Genomic DNA, 15,541 nt, shown 5'->3' with positions numbered 1-15,541 from the left:
CGCAGGCCCGGAGGCTTCGAGGCTCCTCGCTGCCGCTCGTCACACCTCAACCACCGGGAGTACGACGAAGCAAACCCCGAGGCCTACCGCCAGACCGCCGCTGGTTGAGGTGCGAGGCCGCCCACGGCCGAGCCTCGAAACCAGTGGCCCCGGCACACCGGACTGTGCCCACCACAGCCCGCCATCAAGGCCCGGAGGTTTCGAGGCTCCTCGCTGGCGCTCGTCGCACCTCAACCACCGGGAGACGGCTTGCCGCCAGCCGGACTCAGCCATCCAGCGGAGGCAACCGCGTGCGCGGCAGCGCGGCGCTGCGCCGGCTCAGACCACGCGGCGCATCCAGCCGAAGGTGTCCTCGGCCTTGCCCAGCTGGACGCTGACGAGGGCGTCGCGGATGCGCATGGTGAGGTCCTGGCTGGCGGGGGCGGAGGTCTCGCCGCCGGCGTACTTCAGCGAGCCGACGGGGGTGACGACGGCGGCGGTGCCGCAGGCGAAGATCTCGGTGATCTTGCCGCTGGCGACGCCTTCCTTCCACTCCTCGATGGCGAACTTCCGCTCCGTGACCTGGTGGCCCATCTCGCCGGCGAGCTCGATGATCGAGGAGCGGGTGATGCCCTCGAGGATGGTGCCGGTCGCGGGGGTGACGATGGAGCCGTCGTCGTAGACGAAGTACATGTTCATCCCGCCGAGCTCCTCGACGTACTTGCCCTCCTGGGCGTCGAGGAAGACGACCTGGTCGCAGCCGTGGCCGGAGGCCTCCTGCTGGGCGACGAGGGAGCTGGCGTAGTTGCCGCCGGTCTTGGCCGCGCCCATGCCGCCGCGCCCGGCGCGGGTGTACTCCTCGGTGAGCCACAGGCTGACCGGCTTGATGCCGCCCTTGAAGTAGGCGCCGGCGGGGCTGGTGATCACCATGAAGGTGACGTGCTGGGCCGGGCGGACGCCGAGGAACTTCTCCGAGGCGAACATGAAGGGCCGGATGTAGAGGCTCTTCTCGCCACCGTCGGGGTTGCCGGGCACCCAGCGGGCGTCCACCTTCACGAGCTCCTCGACGGCCTCGAGGAAGTCGGGCACGTCGAGCACGGGCAGGGCGAGCCGCTCGCTGGAGCGCTTCATCCGCTCGGCGTTGGCCTCGGGCCGGAACAGCCAGATCGAGTCGTCGTCGTGGCGGTAGGCCTTCATCCCCTCGAAGATCTCCTGCGCGTAGTGCAGGACCGCCGCGGCGGGGTCGAGGGTGATCGGGCCGTACGGCGTGATGCGGGCGTCGTTCCAGCCCTTCTCCGGCGTCCACTCGATCGTGAGCATGTGGTCGGAGAAATGCGTGCCGAAGCCCGGGTTGGCCAGGATCTCTGCCAGCCGGGCGTCGTCGGTGGGGTTCGCAGAGAGCGTGGTGGTGATCTGCATGTTCATCAATCTAGTCCTCTCGGGGTCGCTGGTGTGAGTGGCCGTCGAGCACGCCCCGGAGGACGTGCTCAGCCGGCTACTCGCGCAGCGATCGCGTCGCCGACCTCGGGGGTACGACGCTGTGTCGACGGGTCGCGCGCCTCGAGGTCGGCCAGCACGGCAGCCTCGATCGTGGCGGCCGCGTCGGGGTGGCCGAGGTGGTCGAGCAGGAGGGCGCCGGAGAGGATCGCGGCGGTGGGGTCGGCGACCTGCTGGCCCGCGATGTCGGGGGCCGAACCGTGGACGGGCTCGAACATCGACGGGGCGGTGCGGTCGGGGTTCACGTTGCCAGAGGCCGCCAGGCCGATGCCACCGGTGATCGCGGCGGCGAGGTCGGTGATGATGTCGCCGAACAGGTTGTCGGTGACGATCACGTCGAAGCGCTGCGGGTCGGTGGTCAGGTAGATCATGACCGCGTCGATGTGGCAGTAGTCGGTGGTGACGTCGGGGTACTCCTTCGCCACCTCCTCGAAGAGCCGCCACCACACGGAGCCGGCGTTGACCAGCACGTTGGTCTTGTGGACGAGGGTGAGCTTCTTGCGCGGGCGCTTCTGCGCGCGGGCGAAGGCGTCGCGGACCACCCGCTCGACGCCGAAGGCGGTGTTGACCGACACCTCGGTGGCGACCTCGGCCGGGGTGCCGACGCGCAGCGCGCCGCCGTTGCCGGTGTACGGGCCCTCGGTGCCCTCGCGGACGACCACGAAGTCGACGTCGCCCTTGCCCAGCACCGCGTCGGAGAGCGGCGAGGTCGAGCCCGGGAAGAGGCGCGAGGGGCGGAGGTTGACGTAGTGGTCGAGCTCGAAGCGCAGCTTGAGCAGCAGGCCCCGCTCGAGGATGCCCGGCGGCAGGTTCGGGTCGTTCGGCTTGCCGCCGACGGCGCCGAGCAGGATCGCGTCCTGGCCGCGGATCTCCTCCAGCACGCTGTCCGGGAGCACCTCACCGGTGGCGAGGTAGCGCTCGGCGCCCAGGTCGTACTGCGTCCGGGAGAACTTCAGCTCCGCGGGGGCGGCGACCTCGAGGACCTTGAGGGCCTCGGCGGTGACCTCCGGACCGATGCCGTCACCGGGGATGACGGCGAGGTCGACCTGTCCGGTCGCGGGCGTGGCGGGGGTGCTGTCGGTCATGTCGGGAAAACCTAGTTGTCCTCGGGGTACGCGTCGTCACCGTCTCGCAGGGCAGTCCCGTACGCCGGCGTCTCGAGCCGCTCGACGTGGAAGGGGTGCTCGGGGTCGTGCTTGGCGGGGCCCCACTCCTGCGAGTCCAGGTAGCGGGCGGGACGGGCGGTGGCGGTGGTGAACATCGTGGTCTCCGTGAGCTGTGCTGGCTGACGTGCTGGCGGGTCGGTCCTGGCCTCTCCCACCGCGGCGGGTGGGCGTCAGCTCGTGGGTCTCACGTGAGCTCGACTGCGACGGGGGAACGGATCGCGCGATTGCCGGCCGGKGGGSCCGCCGCGGTGCGTCGAGGAGATGCACAGGACTTCAGTTGGATGAGAAGCCCCGTGCGGGGATGTGTCCGGTGGACGGGAACGCCGCAGTCACCGCGGCGAGGTGGCCTCTCTCAGGCCTCGCCGCGGCGCCGAATTACGAGAAGGGCGGTCCGCATGATGGGTGCACTCTAGCGGACCCGCGAACCCGCTGTCGCAGGAACTCGCCGGAGTGTTCACGATGCGGACAGCGCCCGCCACGCCCACGATCCGAGATTGCCGTCCCACCCCTTGATCGGGCAGCGAGACTCGATGCATGAGCGCGCCTCCCGACTTGCCCGACGTGGTCAACCGCGCTTTCGACGTCTCCCGGCGCGCGGGCTACGTGTCGTTCTGCCGCAACGAGACCGGCCGGCTGCTCGCTGCCCTCGCCGCGACCCGCGAGGGGACGATGGCGGAGTTCGGCACCGGCTGCGGCGTCGGCACGGCGTGGCTGCGCTCCGGCGTGCGCAACGACAAGGCGCGCATCCTCACCGCCGAGCTCGAGCCGCGCCTGGCCGCGGCGGCGAGCGAGATCTTCGAGGACGACCCGTTGGTCGACGTGCTCGAGGCGGACTGGTCCACGCTGATGGACAAGGGGCCGTTCTCGCTGCTCTTCCTCGACTCCGGGGACGCGGAGGCGGTGCGGGTGGACAAGCTGGCCGACCTCGTGGAGCCGGGCGGGATCGTCGTGCTCGACGACTTCGTGCCGTGCGAGATGTGGCCGCCGATCACCGGTGGCCGGGTCGACACGCTGCGCGAGGAGTGGCTCACCGACGAGCGGTTCACCGCCGTCGAGGTGATGGTGGCGCCGGACGCCTCCGCCCTCATCGCCACCCGCCGCTGACCGGCTACCTCGACCGCGGCGTCACCTACGGCCGCACGTCCGGCTCCCACCACTCGCGCATCCGCGAGGAGAGCAGGACCCAGTAGCTCGCCACACCGAGCAGGTAGACCGCAGGACCCCAGCCGGGGTCGAGGCCGTCACGCTCCTCGCTGCCGTTGAACATCAGCACCAGGATGCCCGCGACGACCACGCCGATCAGCATCATCACCCCGCAGGTCTTCGCGACCAGGAGGGTGCGCTCGCCCGGGTGGCTGCCGATCACGTAGAGCTGCACGAGCGCGACGGCGGTGACCACCATCAGCCCGAGGAAGCCGATCCCGACCGTGACGGCGAACCCGTCACCGTCGCCGTCCCGGTTGCGCCAGCCGACGAGCTGGAAGCCGGCAGTCAGCAGCGAGTTGAGGTGGTCGCCGGTCTCCTCGCCCTCGAGCTCGGCCGGGGTGTCGCTGACGGGCAGGTACGGCAGCAGGGCCCCGAGCACCAGCGCCGAGCCGGCCACCCAGGCGACGGCCTGCACCGCCCACTGCTCGAGCCGCGCGACGCGCTCCTCGAGGCGGTCCTGGCGGCGGGTGGGGTCGTCACGGCGCAGCTCGCTCATGCAGCTGCGCCTACCCGCCCTCCCGGCTGGTATGCCTCAGGCCTCGCCGGGCTGCGCCCGCCGGAGGACGATCCGGGTCCAGGCGCCGAGGTAGATCCGCTCGTCCGGACCGACCTCACGCTTCTCCCCCACCGGCACCGGCTCCGTCGGCAGCGGGCCGATCGCGGAGCCGAGGTAGGTGCCGTTGGAGGAGCCGAGGTCCTCGACCCACCAGCGGGTGCCGTCGGTGGTCAGCTGGCAGTGCCGGCGGCTGATGCCGTTGTCGGTGCCCAGGTCGATGTCGGGATGGATGCCCCGGCTGCGCGAGGTGCGCCCCACGAGCACCGACGTCGACCGCAGGGGTACGACGACCGGCACCCCCGCCGAGGGCAGCGGGTCGCTGGAGTCCTGGTCGGCGTACCAATCCGGGTCGATCCAGACCTCCGCCACCCACGCCTCGGCCAGCCGCGGTGCGACCGAGGGGGCCGGTGCGGGCGGCTCCGGGGCAGCCGGGGGCTCCGGAGCCGCCGGAGCGGGCACCGGGGTGTCCAGGTCGAGCGGCGACGGCGGCGTGACGGGCCGCGGCATCGAGCCGGTGGTGAAGTCGTAGCCGCAGGCCTCGCAGAACAGCGCGTTGGGCGGGTTGGCGGCCTGGCAGTTCGGGCAGGCACTGCTCGTCGGCTCGGGCTCCGGCGCCGGCTCGACGGGCGCCGCCGGCTCGGGCGTCGGCGCCGGGGCTCCCCCGCCGGCGGGGATCGGCAGGCCGCAGACGTCGCAGTAGTCGTCGGCGTCCGACTCGTGCCCGGACGGGCAGGTGGAGGTCACGTCGTCTCCTTGCGGATCCTCGTGGTCTTGGTGGAGGCGGTGTCGAGCGCCATCTCGTCGGCCTTGTCGACGGCGCGCTTGAGCCGGACGGTACCGGTCTCCTCGCTCTCCACGTCGACCACCTTGCGCAGCTTGCTGGTGGCCTCGTCGTTGCCGGTCTCCGCGGCGAGCTGGACCGCACGGCCGAGCTTGGTGGTCGCGGTCGCCTCGTCACCGGCGGCCTTCGCGGCCAGGCCCTCCTGGATCATCCGGGCCAGCTCCTCCTGCCCGGTGTAGTGGGCGACCTGCTGGTCGATGCGGGTGGTCAGCTCGGAGTTGTTGGACCAGGTCGCCTTGACCAGGCCCTGGGTGACGATGTCGTCGCCCATCGCGAGCTGCACGCGCGCCGCCAGCTGCTCCTGGCCGATCGCCTTCGCCGGCACCCGGACCGCGATGTGGTAGTCCCGGGACTCGTCGGACCAGGCACCGGTCGGGTAGTCGCCGGTCAACGGGTTGACGGGGGTACGACGGTGGGTGAGGTCCTCGACCGTCGGCGAGACCTGTCGCACGAAGAGCACCTCGGCACCCTGCGGCGTCCACACCCGCAGCGAGGCGTCGGCGACGCCGCGCGACATGGCCTTGCGCATGATCTCCTGGAACTGCGCCTTCATCTCCCCCGGGCTCGGGATGATGTCGACGGTGCCGAGCAGCGCCTGCGCGATGCGGCGGATCTCGGCGACCTGCCAGTCGGTCCCGGCGCCGCGGCAGTCGGCCTGGAAGTAGCCGGTCGCCCGGTTGATCGCCTCGTCGAGGCGGCCGGGGCGCTCCCGGTTCTCGCCGTCGGTGAGCAGCAGGACGTGGCGCTGGGTGACCGCCGGCACCGAGGCGAAGAGCTGGCCGGCGAGGTCGAGCCAGGTGCTGATCGCCGTACCACCGCTGCCGACGAGGCGGTCGATCGCCTGGGCGGCCCCGCGGCGCGCGGCGGCGTCCATCCGCACCATGCCCGGTCCGCTGGAGACCAGCGGGTAGGCGAGCATCGCGCGGTCGGCGCCGGCGACGACGGCGAAGTAGGTGCCGTCGACGATCTCGGCGAGCGCGGCCTGCGCGGCCTCCCGCGCGGCGGCCATGGTCGCGGGGCCCATCGAGCCGGAGGTGTCGACGATGATGATCTCGCCGGCATCACCGGAGCCCGACTGCCCGGCCGTGCCGGCGCCGGTGCAGGTGATCGTGACGATCGCGTTGACGTCCGTCCCGCCGTCGGGCAGGAACTCGTTCTGGTAGACGGCGGCGGTGAACTCAGCCATCGCTCGGCTCTCCTCCTGGGGTCGGCGTCTGGTCATTCTGCCCGAGCACCGGGTGGTCGACCCGGGCCAGCGCTGCGGTGACGTTGTCCTGGCCGCCCGACGCGTTCGCGAAGGCGACCAGGGCGGTGGCGAGCTCGAGCGGGTCCGAGGTGCCCGCGCCCCGCACCCGGGCGGCGAGGTCGTCGGCGTCCGAGGCGTAGTTCCACAACCCGTCGGAGCAGGCGAGCAGCCAGCCCGGCCCCTCGACCTCCATGCTCCCGACGGTCGGGGTGAGGTCCTCGGAGTCGCGGCCGAGCCACTTGGTGATCGCGTGCGCCTGCGGGCCGTTCTCGGCGACCTCGCGGGGTACGCCGGCGGCCATGTGCGCCTGGGCGACGGAGTCGTCGACCGACAGCTGCACCGCCGGGCCCTCGTCGGGGATCCAGTAGGTGCGGGAGTCGCCGATGTTGGCCCAGCTGATCCGGCGGCCCTCGAGCACCGCGGCGGTGAACGTCGCCGACGCGGGGTTGGGCGAGTCGGGGTCGGTCACCGCGACGATCGCGGTGTTGGCGGCCGCAGCGGCCTTGGCGAACACCTGCGCCACGGCGGCGTCCCGGCTCTGCGGGGTCCCCATCCCCGACGGCAGCGGGACGCGCAGCACGTCGCGGGCCGCCCGGGCGCCGGCCAGCGACGCCACGTCGGAGTCGACGGAGCTGGACACCCCGTCGAGCACGACCAGCACGGCCCGCGACCCCGGCTCGGGGCCGGCGAGCAGCGCCATCGCGTCCTCGTTGCGGTTCTTGCTGACCGCCTTGTCGCACACCCCGGCCACCCACGACGCGGGCCGCTCCTCGAAGTGGTCACGCTCGCTGGGGGCCTTGGTGCCGCAGGCGGTGCAGTAGAGGTCCGGCCCGACCTCTCCCCCGCACTCCGCGCACGGCCGGCGGCCCGGCGGCGGGGGCGGGTCCGGCAGTGCGGCGGCGGGCCGGCGGGTGGGGGCGCTGATCGGCGCGTCGCGCAGCGGGTCGCCGGCGGGCGGCGGCGGGGGCGGCGCGGCAGGCGCCGCGGCCGGTACGGCGGTCGCGGCCGTCGTACCGAGCGGGGTGCCGCACTCCTCGCAGAAGCGGGCCCCCTCGGACACGGCCGAGCCGCAGGACGGGCAGGTCACGTCAGGCTCCAGTTCCGCACGGCGTTGGCCTGGTTGACCAGGCTGACGCGCTCCTCGAGGTCGATGGCGTCCCGGGCGAGCGAGCGCAGGGCGTTCTCCAGGCCGTCGCGCACGCCGACCTCGGTGGCCGCGACCGACCCGATCCGCGCGCCCTCGGGCACCGCACCGTTGCCGGTGACGACCGTGAGCGCCTCGGTGAGGATCCGCACGGTGTAGTGCTGGCGGGTGCGGGTGTCCACGCTGGCGGTCTCGATGGTGCGCATCGCCTGGTCGAGCACCGCGAGGTCGCGTGCGCCTCCGGACAGCAGCACCTCGGCGCGCAGCTGGCGGCTTTCGGTGTAGCCGCGACTGGTGGTCGGCACGAGGTCCAGGGCGCCGACGGCGCCGAGGGTGTCGCCGCGCTCGGCGCGCACCCGGGCCATGCCGAAGGCTGCGGGCGGCACGTAGGCCGCGTCGGTCGACAGGCAGACCTCGTAGAGGCCTTCGGCCACCTCGGGCAACCCGCCGCGCTCGCACGCGAACGCCAGCGCCAGCTTGGGTGCGAGCTCGCCGGGGACTTGCTGGTAGACGGCGTTGAACGACGCCTTAGCGGTCTCCCAGTCCTGCGACTGCACCGCGGCGAGGCCCTCGACCCACAGCGCCCGCCACTCCCACGGGTCTGCCGTGAGCAGCGCCTGCGCGTGGGCCCGCGCGCCGGCCGGGTCCTTGAGCTCGAGAGCCGCACGGGCCCGGGCCAGCCACACCTCGGCGCTGTCCTCGGGCGCCTGCTGGAGGTCGGCGAGCCGCTTGCGCGGGTCGTCGGAGCTGATCGTCGACAGCCAGCTGTACTGCGGGTCCGTGGTGTCCTCGCGCAACCGCGGCAGCTGGCTCCACTCGCTGATCGCGCGGGCGGTCGCGGGCGACTCGAAGAGCACCGACGCCGCCGACGTGGTGGCGGTCCCCTGCCGCTTGCGGGCGACGACCTCACGCAGCACGCCGAGCACCTGCGAGCGCAGCTCGTCGACCGAGGCGAACCGGTCGGCCGGGTCGGGTGCGCAGCACTTCGCGACGAGGTGGTAGAGCGAGTCGTGGTCCTGGAACAGCGGCGTCGCGTCGACCGGCGGCAGGCTGTGCAGGTAGGTGCCCTGGTAGCCGCGGAACTCCATCGTGAGCACCACGAGGGTGCGCCCGATCGTGTAGATGTCCGACGCCACCGACGGCCCGATCTCCGCGACCTCCGGCGCCTGGTAGCCAACCGTGCCGTAGATCGCCGACTCCTCGTCGTCGATCCGGCGCACGCCGCCGAGGTCGATCAGCTTCATCGCGTCGCCGACCTGGATCATGTTGTCGGGCTTGAAGTCGCAGTAGACCAGGCCGAGGTCGTGGAGGTACTGGAACGCCGGCAGCAGCTCGAGGATGTAGGCCAGCGCCTGGTCCACCGGGAGCGGGTCGTAGACACCGTTGTTGGCGGCCATCCGCTGCTTGAGGATCTGCTTGAGCGACTTGCCGCCGACGTACTCCATCACGATGTAGCCGGCGCCCTCGTGCGTGACGAAGTTGTAGATCTCGACGATCAGCGGGTGCTCGACCTGCGCGAGGAACTGCTGCTCGGCGATGGCGGCCGCCAGGGCGTCGGGGTCACCGGAGTTGAGCAGGCCCTTGAGCACGACCCACCGGTTGGAGACGTTGCGGTCGCGGGCGAGGTAGATCCAGCCGAGGCCGCCGTGCGCGAGCGCGCCGGCGACCTCGTACTGCCCGGCGACCAAGTCGCCCGGCTGCAGCTTCGGGGTGAACGAGAACTGCTGCCCGCAGTTGGGACAGAAGCCCTCGCTGCGCCCGGGGCGGCCGTCGATGCTGCGGCCCACGGGGTTGCCGCACTTGGAGCAGTTGCGCTTCTCCTCCGGCACCTGCGGGTCGGCCATGATCGCCTTCGCCGCGTCGACCGGCGGGGCGGGCGGGACGACGGTGAGGCCGGCGCCGAGCCGGGCCGAGCGCATCCGCTGCGAGCCGGTGCGCATCCGGCGGGTGGCGTAGCTGCCCGTCGTACCGGCACGGCGGGAGCCGATCGCCGCGGACTGCACGCGGCTGGCGGCGGTTGCCGAGGTGCCCTCGCGGCCGGACAGCGGCTGGGTCTCCTGCGCGAGCGCGGCGGCCTCGGCCACCCGCGCGCCCGGCAGGGCGGGCGATCCGCAGACGTCGCAGTAGCCGTCGAGGATCGACCCGGTGCAGCTGGGCTGCGGGCAGGGGTCGCCGTTGGCGGCGGGCGGGCGCTTGGTCGTGCCCGACGCGGCAACGCCGGCCGGCTCCTCCGCCCGGGCCGGTGCCGGGGCCGCAGCCGCCGGCTGCGCGGCGGGCGCGCCGGCCATGCCGCAGATGTCGCAGTAGCCGTCGACGATCGATCCGGTGCAGCCGGGCTGGGTGCAGGAAGCGGTGCTCACGGCGTCTCCTTTGCAAGCCAGGTCTGGTACGTCGTCACGAGCTGCCGGGCCACGACCATCGGGCACGGACGGCGGTCGAGCAGGGCCCGGGCGGCACGTTCGCTCTCGACGAGGTCGGGGTGGTCGGCCAGGCCGTTCGCGCGGGCCTTCGCCACGTAGCCGTCGAGCAGGCCGACGAGCTGCGCGTGCTCGTCGAGCGCGTCGGCGTAGGCGCGCTGGGCGACCTCCATCGCCTGCGCCACCCGGTCCAGCCGCTGCAGGTAGGGCTCGATCTGGTCCGTGGTGACCGGCACCGGGCCGAGCAGCTCGACGTCTGGCACGGCGTAGCGCGGGGCGGGGTCGACGGTGGCGACGCAGGTCTCGGCGAGCTTGGCGAGCGCGGCCTCGCGCGCCTCGAGGTCGGCCCGCAGCTCCCGGGCGGTGAGCACCTTGTCGCGCGCGTCGCGCCGCCGGGCGTTGCCGACGATCAGGTCGCGCTCGAACGTGCTGGCCTCGGTCTCCAGCGGCCCGAGCAGGCCGCCGACATCTCCCCCGCGCTTCGCCTTCTCGACGACGACCTCGAGCCGGGACATCAGCTCGGCGAGCCGGGCGACGGAGGCGTCGCGGGTGGTGGCCGGCTCGAGGCCGACCTGGTCGCGGATCCGCTCCAGCTGCGCCCGCAGGTCGCGGATGCGTGCCGCCGAGCGGTGCGCGTCAGGGGCGAGCGCGAGGCGGGTGCGCAGCTGGCCGGTGAGTGCGTCGCACAGGCGGCAGGCCTCGGGCAGCGACACGGCGAGCCCGCCGGGCAGGTCGGTCGCGGAGTCGAGGCGGCCCCAGATGAGGGCGGAGATCCGCTCCCGCTCCTGCCGGAGCACGCGTCCGCCGTCCCAGGTCGCGAAGACCAGCTGGTAGCGGTCGGCGGTGGCCTTCCAGAGCGCGAGGGCGAGCGACATGTCGCCGGCGAGCTCGCCCCCGCGGCCGGCGGCGATCGCGGCACGGTCCAGCTCGTCGAGCTCGGAGCGACGCACCCGCAGCCAGGTGTCGAGGTCGGTCAGGTACGCCTGGATGACGGCAGGCTCGAGCGCGTCACCGAGCCGCCCGGGCGCGGTGGGAGCGGTCGCCGTGGTGTCCTGCACGGTCACCGGCCGTAGCTCGGGGCCGGGGGCCGTGCGTCGCCCAGGTAGGGCTTCAGCCACCGGTCGTAGGACCGCTGCCACTCGCCGTTGCTGCGGCGCTGCTCCAGGACGCTGTTGACGAACCTGATGAGCGCGACGTCGTCTTTGTTCGCACCCACGCCGTAGGGCTCGTCGGTGAGCTTCTCCTGGTCGGGCACGACGGCATAGGGGTCCTGCGCCGCGAGGCCCGCGAGCACGGTGTCGTCGCCGGTGATGGCGTCGACCTCGCCCTGCTGGAACTTCACCAGGCACCCGGTGTGGTTGGCGGCCGCGACGGGGACGGCGTCCGGCTGCTTCTCGGTGATGTTGTCGATGCTGGTCGACCCGGCCGGCGCGCAGACCCGCTTGCCGTCGAGGGACTCCAGGCCGTCCTTCTCGAACGCCGGCACGTCGTCCTCGCGCACCAGCACCTTCTGGGTGGCGTTGTAGTAGACCGCGGAGAAGCCGATCTGGGACCAGCGGGTGCAGTTCATCGTCATGTTCCGCACGACGAGGTCGATCTCGGGCTCCGGCGCCTCGCCGTCGCCGTCGTCGTCGCCGCCGAGCAGGTCGATCCGGTCGGCGGCGCTGATCACGCGCAGCCGCAGGGTCACCCCGAGGGCGTCGGCGACGGCCTGGGCGACGTCGATGTCGAAGCCCTTGATCGCGAAGCCGTCCTCCGGGTCGGCCGACCCCAGCTTGAGGGTGTCGGCGGAGACGCCGACGACGAGCTGGCCGGGGTTGACAAGCTGGGCCCGGGCCGCGGCGCGGTCCTCGCTCGGGGCGTAGGACTGGGTCGGGTTGTCGCACTCGACCGGCGACGGGCCGGAGCCACCTCCGCCCGCCGTGGCCTCCTCCTCAGCGGAGGGGACGACGGTGTCGTCGTACCCGCAGGCGCCGAGGACGAGGACACCCGCAGCGAGCAACGCCGCGAGCCGGCGGGGACGCAGGACCGACCTCATGAGAACTCCCTCCGCCGCTCGCCGATGCCGCGAGCCACGGCCACTGCGGCGGCGACGCCGAGCAGCACGGTCAGGATGCTGGTGACGAGGGCGACCGCGCGGCCGCTGCGCAGCTCGTCGGTCGCCGCAGCCGCGTTGGCGTCGGTGTCCTCGGCGAGGAAGCCGTCGAAGGCGGCGAACGGGGCCGTGGAGCCTTGCTCGTCGGTTCGGGTCGCGAGGGTGCGGGCGGCGTCCCAGCGGCCGGCGTCGTCGAGCCGCACGATCTCGGCGTGCCGCTCCTTGTAGGTGTCCCAGAGGGCGACGACCTCGGCGCGGGAGAGGCCGTCCTCGACCTCGTCGACGGACTCCTGCCACTGCTGCTCGAAGGTGGCGCCGCCGCCCCGCTTGATCAGGCGGAGGCTCTCGGTCGCCTTGGCCGCGTTGGCTGCCGTCCGGGTGTCGGCGAGCTCGACCGCGGCCGCGAACTCCTCCTCCTGCAGGGAGTCGTTGGAGGAGTCGCGCAGGAAGGCGCCGAACACGGCCACGGCGGTGACCACCAGGACGATCACCCCGGCGACGACCAGCCCCTTGTTGATCCGGCGGCGGAAGGCCTCGGCGAGCTGCTGGTTGAGCCAGACGAGCACGGCGAGCGCGGCGACGCCGATGAGGAGCAGCCAGAACGGGTGCTGGCCGTTCATCGCACCCTCCGCGCGCTCGGTGTTCGCCTCCACCAGGGCATCGAGGATCGGCATGGCCCGCTCGTCGAGCTCGCTGCTGGCGGCGCTGAGGTACTCCGCCCCGATCGGGTAGCCGAGCCGGTTGTTGGCGCGGGCCTGGGCCACCGCGGTGGCGTAGTCGTTGACGGCGACGTTGAGCTCGGCCAGCACCTGCTGGTCGGCCGGCTGCGCGTCGGCCGCCTGCGTGACCAGCGTCAGCACCTCGTCGACCGCGTCGTCGTACTGTGCGCGCTGGTCGGGGTCCTCGAGGCCGCCGACGAGGAAGGAGTTCGTCGCGAGCGCGTCGGCGTTGAGCAGGGAGGACTGGATCTTCTGCACCCGCACCAGCTGCTCGGTGTCGGCCGCCGCACGGCCGTCGGCCTGCCAGCCGAGGAACTGCACGAGGGCGCTGAGCACGCCGAAGACGATCGCGACGCTCATCCCGATGAGCTGCCAGCGGTTGAGCAGGGCCGGGGTGTCGACGACTGCGTCCGGCTTCGAGGCGGGCGCCGGGGCGGGTACGGGCGCGGGGGCCGGTGCCGGGGCAGGCGGCGCGGCCTGGGGCGCGGTCTGGGGCGCGGCCTGGCTCATGCCTCCTCCTGCTCCTCCGCCAGCTGCGGCTCCTCAGGGCCCCCGGCGAACGGGTCGACCGGCTCGGCCGGCGGCGCGTCCTCGGGCGGCACGACCTCGCCGGTGTGGTCCTCGCCGGTGTCGTTCGGGTCCACGACGAGGTCCTCGGGCTCGAGGGTGCGCAGCTGCTCGATGGTCGGCTCCTCGACGTCGCGCAGGCGCCACGCGTGGTGGCCGATCGCGGCCTCCAACAGGTTGCGCACGAAGCGGGCGTTGCCGAAGGAGGGGCCGCGCGGGGTGTCGGCGAGGATCTCGCGGAGCCGGTCGAGCACGTCCTGCCCCGCGTCGTAGTCGGAGCCGCTGACCATCTTGGAGAAGATCTCGACCAGTTCGTCATCGGTGTAGTTCGCGAAGTCGATGGTCGTGCGGAAGCGGCTCTCCAGGCCGGGGTTCTCGGAGATGAAGACCGCCATCGGCAGGGGGTAGCCGGCGACGATGACGACGAGGTCGTCGCGCTTGTCCTCCATCTCCTTGACCAGCGTGTCGATGGCCTCCTTGCCGTACTGGTCGCCCGACAGCGAGTAGGCCTCGTCGATGAAGAGCACGCCGCCCTCGGCGGACTTCACCACCTCGGCGGTCTTCGCGGCGGTCTGGCCGAGGTAGCCGGCGACCAGCTCGGAGCGGTCGACCTCGACGAGCTGGCCCTTCGAGAGCAGGCCGAGGGCGCGGTAGATCCCCGCGACGAGGCGGGCCACGGTCGTCTTGCCGGTGCCCGGGTTGCCGTTGAAGACCAGGTGGCGGGTGATCGTCGGGGTGTCGAGGCCCGCCTTCTTGCGCAGTCCCTCGACGCGCAGCACCGCTGCCTGGCGGTGGATCTCGCCCTTGACCGTCTTCAACCCGACCAGCGCGTCGAGCTCGGCGAGCAGCTCCTCGACGGTCTTGGTCGGCTCGGGCTCCTCGGCCGGCTCCTCGACGGGTGCCTCGGGCTCGGCGGCCTGCACCTGGGCGTCGCCGGTCGGCAACGGCTCCGCCTCGGGCCCGGGGGGCACGCCGAGGTCGCGGGTCGTGCTGTCGAGCGCACCGAGCTGGCGGCGTACCTGCTCACCGACCCGGCGCACCTGCTCCAGCATGCCGTCGGCGAGGCCGGGCACGGGCTGCCGCTCCGGCAGCGGGAAGGCGCCCGGAGCAGACGGGTCGGGAGCAGACGGGTCGGGAGCGGCCGGCCCGGGGGCGGCGGTGGTCGGCGCGAGGCCGGCACTGCCGCCGCCGAGCTGTGCGGTGGTCACGGTGGTGGCGGCGCCCACGGCGTCCGGGCCGGGCTGGCCCAGCCGGGAGCCGGCGAGCGCGACGTCGGCGAGGGCGCCGGCGTAGTCGGCGGCGTGCGCGGACTTCTCCAGCAGCAGCTGGGACATGATCGGCGTCGGGCCGGCACGGAACCGGTTGCCGCGCTTCGCTGCGAGCTGGTGGTCCTCCGCGGAGGTCGCGCGGCCGGTCTGCTCCGACCAGTCCACGAACGCACCGCGGGACCGCTCGGACACGGTGGCCGCGACCGCCTCGCCCTCGGCCCGCGCGGCGCCCTCGTCGACGCCTGCGGTGCGGGCGACGGCGACGAGGGCGTCGATCGCCTCCGCCAGGCCGCCCGGGGTGCTCACTGCGCCCCCAGGCCGAGGTCTCCCCCGGTGGAGGAGTGGCCGAACTTCGCGTCGAGGAACTGGCCGTGCGCGACGAGCGCCTGCGCGTCGGCGCGGTTGGCCGCGTCGAAGATCTTGTCCATCGTGGCTCCGAGCAGCTCGAGTTGTTCGATCAGGATCATCAGCGCCGTCTTCTGCCCGTCGATCGGCCGGGTGTCCGCCCAGTCCCGCGGGAGGCGGAGGTAGCCGTCGACCGCCTCCGGCAGGTAGTCGGTGGCGGTCGCGACGACCGAGAACGCCTCGAGGCTGCCCAGGCCCATCTGCTGCAGGCGCGGCAGCGTCTGGTGGATGGTGCGCGCGATGCGCACCACGCGCGAGACCACGACCGGCGGCGCGTTGCCCTCGCGCAGCATGGCGTTGATGCGGTTCAGCGCCGCGAGGATGTCCTGCTCGGTCGGCGGCGGCGGGGCGGCGTACGGCTGCTCCTCAGCCTTCTGGCCCCGCGACCGCCACCACGACTTCAGCCCCACCTGAGCTCGTTCCCGTCCCCGGGGC

Annotated in this window: 14 protein-coding genes; 1 reads left to right on the top strand and 13 read right to left on the bottom strand. The window is 73.1% G+C overall.

The genetic code is table 11. The annotated features are described in order from the left end of the window. Window positions 1–318: 318 nt before the first annotated feature. The 3 genes from L615_RS11740 to L615_RS23305 form a co-directional block, all read right to left on the bottom strand. Entirely contained in the window at window positions 319–1,398 is a 1,080-nt protein-coding gene (locus L615_RS11740) for a branched-chain amino acid aminotransferase (RefSeq protein ID WP_222430529.1), read from the bottom strand. A gap of 68 nt (window positions 1,399–1,466) precedes the next feature. Beyond that, on the bottom strand, window positions 1,467–2,561 hold the full coding sequence (locus tag L615_RS11735) for a 3-isopropylmalate dehydrogenase (RefSeq protein ID WP_145725172.1): 1,095 nt from the start codon (window positions 2,559–2,561) through the stop codon (window positions 1,467–1,469). Between the two features lie 11 nt (window positions 2,562–2,572). After that, window positions 2,573–2,737, bottom strand: coding sequence for a hypothetical protein (locus tag L615_RS23305; protein WP_157514774.1), 165 nt, complete (start codon window positions 2,735–2,737; stop codon window positions 2,573–2,575). A 439-nt stretch (window positions 2,738–3,176) separates the two neighbouring features. Here L615_RS23305 and L615_RS11730 point away from each other — a divergent pair, with 439 nt between their 5' ends. Continuing rightward, window positions 3,177–3,746: an O-methyltransferase gene (locus L615_RS11730; protein WP_145725171.1), complete on the top strand. Its 570-nt coding sequence runs from the start codon at window positions 3,177–3,179 to the stop codon at window positions 3,744–3,746. A 25-nt stretch (window positions 3,747–3,771) separates the two neighbouring features. Here L615_RS11730 and L615_RS11725 read toward each other — a convergent pair whose 3' ends face one another. Genes L615_RS11725 through L615_RS11680 form a run of 10 tightly spaced genes read right to left on the bottom strand, consistent with a single transcriptional unit; the run spans window position 3,772 to window position 15,516 of the window. Next, complete coding sequence (locus tag L615_RS11725) at window positions 3,772–4,344, bottom strand: hypothetical protein (RefSeq protein WP_145725170.1); 573 nt, start codon at window positions 4,342–4,344, stop codon at window positions 3,772–3,774. A 36-nt stretch (window positions 4,345–4,380) separates the two neighbouring features. After that, window positions 4,381–5,148 (bottom strand): FHA domain-containing protein, encoded by a 768-nt coding sequence (locus L615_RS11720; RefSeq protein ID WP_145725169.1) that lies wholly within the window; start codon window positions 5,146–5,148, stop codon window positions 4,381–4,383. Next, window positions 5,145–6,431 (bottom strand): VWA domain-containing protein, encoded by a 1,287-nt coding sequence (locus L615_RS11715; protein WP_145725168.1) that lies wholly within the window; start codon window positions 6,429–6,431, stop codon window positions 5,145–5,147. Before L615_RS11715 ends, L615_RS11720 begins: the two co-directional genes overlap by 4 nt. Continuing rightward, the gene (locus tag L615_RS11710; protein ID WP_145725167.1) at window positions 6,424–7,578 is read right to left on the bottom strand and encodes a PP2C family serine/threonine-protein phosphatase; all 1,155 of its coding nucleotides are present in this window, start codon (window positions 7,576–7,578) and stop codon (window positions 6,424–6,426) included. The genes L615_RS11715 and L615_RS11710 overlap by 8 nt, the downstream gene beginning before the upstream one ends. After that, window positions 7,575–9,995, bottom strand: coding sequence for a serine/threonine-protein kinase (locus L615_RS11705; RefSeq protein ID WP_261376653.1), 2,421 nt, complete (start codon window positions 9,993–9,995; stop codon window positions 7,575–7,577). The genes L615_RS11710 and L615_RS11705 overlap by 4 nt, the downstream gene beginning before the upstream one ends. Then, window positions 9,992–11,116: a hypothetical protein gene (locus L615_RS11700; protein ID WP_145725166.1), complete on the bottom strand. Its 1,125-nt coding sequence runs from the start codon at window positions 11,114–11,116 to the stop codon at window positions 9,992–9,994. Before L615_RS11700 ends, L615_RS11705 begins: the two co-directional genes overlap by 4 nt. Next, window positions 11,113–12,090, bottom strand: coding sequence for a transporter substrate-binding domain-containing protein (locus L615_RS11695; RefSeq protein WP_261376652.1), 978 nt, complete (start codon window positions 12,088–12,090; stop codon window positions 11,113–11,115). Before L615_RS11695 ends, L615_RS11700 begins: the two co-directional genes overlap by 4 nt. Next, window positions 12,087–13,376 (bottom strand): hypothetical protein, encoded by a 1,290-nt coding sequence (locus L615_RS11690; RefSeq protein WP_145725165.1) that lies wholly within the window; start codon window positions 13,374–13,376, stop codon window positions 12,087–12,089. The genes L615_RS11695 and L615_RS11690 overlap by 4 nt, the downstream gene beginning before the upstream one ends. Next, window positions 13,373–15,007, bottom strand: coding sequence for an AAA family ATPase (locus tag L615_RS11685; protein WP_232221657.1), 1,635 nt, complete (start codon window positions 15,005–15,007; stop codon window positions 13,373–13,375). Before L615_RS11685 ends, L615_RS11690 begins: the two co-directional genes overlap by 4 nt. Beyond that, window positions 15,004–15,516 carry a hypothetical protein gene (locus tag L615_RS11680; protein WP_051485399.1) on the bottom strand — a complete coding sequence of 171 codons (513 nt, stop codon included), beginning with the start codon at window positions 15,514–15,516 and terminating at the stop codon, window positions 15,004–15,006. Before L615_RS11680 ends, L615_RS11685 begins: the two co-directional genes overlap by 4 nt. Window positions 15,517–15,541 lie beyond the last annotated feature (25 nt).

Source organism: Nocardioides sp. J9, from assembly GCF_007829375.1.
Lineage (GTDB): Bacteria > Actinomycetota > Actinomycetes > Propionibacteriales > Nocardioidaceae > Nocardioides.
The sequence above is the reverse complement of the archived record's forward strand: the minus strand, read 5'-3'. Positions and strand labels throughout refer to the sequence as shown.